Genomic DNA, 1,257 nt, shown 5'->3' on the forward strand with positions numbered 1-1,257 from the left:
TCTTATGGGTTAAATTATTAGCAATAGGTGTTTTTTTACTGTGAAATCTCTTATTATTGCGCTAGAACGTAAATCTGAACGATTTTTATCCAGCCAAAAGCAACTTTTAAATATTAAGTCTCTAGATATTGAAAAGTTGAGTGCTGTTGATGCTATGTCCTCTAAACCTCATCCTTTGATGGATTTCTATGATGAAACCGCCTTTTATGCACTAAATGGAAGGATCGCTGTTCCTGGTGAGATCGGGTGTTATGGTAGTCACTATTTAGCGTGGGAAAGATGCATTCAGTTAAATCAACCAGTTATTGTCTTCGAAGACGATGTTGTTGTTGATGTCGATGTATTTGAAAAAACGGTTCAATTTGCCAGTAAGCATATTGAAGAGTGTGGTTTTATGAGATTGGAAAATTATTCGACTAAGAGAGAGTATAATTATGTCGTTGAAAATCTCGATGACGAACAAAGTCTAGTGCGACATATTAAAACACCACTATGCACCACTGCCTATATGATCACACCGCATGTGGCGAAAATTTTTATAGAAAAAAGTGAACGATTCCTCTACCCAGTAGATGTATTTATTAGAAATGTATGGCTTCATAAGCAACCAACTTACGGAATATCTCCTGCAGGATTAACCGGGGGAGAAGGTGGCTCAGTCATTGGGAATCGGTCTTCTAGAACAAAAAAATCACTCCGTATTAAAACTCTAAAATTCTTAAGTAAGTTTAGAGATGTCGCTATGAATGGTTTGTTCAATTTGACCTATACCGTAATAATCAAAAAAAGCAGACCCAAAATGTTTAACGGTTTTTAATCGTTTCTTATCTGATTGATTTTACGTCATTCGTTTAGAACGAACCGAGATTTAGATATAAGAACAGCTCCCAATTGGGAGCTGTTCTTCGTTATCGTGTCATGTAATTAGTGGTATCAAGCTCTAGCTCGAAAGTTTTGTTAAAAGAGTAGGACGGTGCACAGCTAAGCTATTTTTGCTAAGGTGTTATTGAATTTAAAAAGGTAGTGATATGCAAATCCGGAACGCTAAGGTAACTGATATTAGCTCGATCTTAGAGCTCTCTATGCAAATAAATCGTCAACATCATCTTGGTGCCCCTATAGTATTTGCTCCCGCTTCTCATGGCTTGGCTGATAGTGAAGAATATTGGTTGGGATTGATGCTTGATCCGGTTGGCACTTTCTTAGTTGCGGTTGATGCTCAACAGGTTGTTGGTTTCTTGGTGGGGAAGGTAACGC

The 1,257-nt window shown here is 37.6% G+C and carries 1 protein-coding gene and 1 pseudogene; both read left to right on the forward strand.

Annotated features, from left to right (window positions below; translation table 11 throughout):
* The first annotated feature begins 40 nt into the window (after positions 1-40).
* Entirely contained in the window at positions 41-817 is a 777-nt protein-coding gene (locus AB4496_RS28460; protein WP_009846298.1) for a glycosyltransferase family 25 protein, read from the forward strand.
* A 211-nt stretch (positions 818-1,028) separates the two neighbouring features.
* Positions 1,029-1,257, forward strand: a pseudogene (locus tag AB4496_RS28465) (GNAT family N-acetyltransferase); the annotation flags it as partial.

It is taken from the genome of Vibrio sp. 10N.222.46.A1, from assembly GCF_041473595.1.
Taxonomy (GTDB): domain Bacteria; phylum Pseudomonadota; class Gammaproteobacteria; order Enterobacterales; family Vibrionaceae; genus Vibrio; species Vibrio tasmaniensis_A.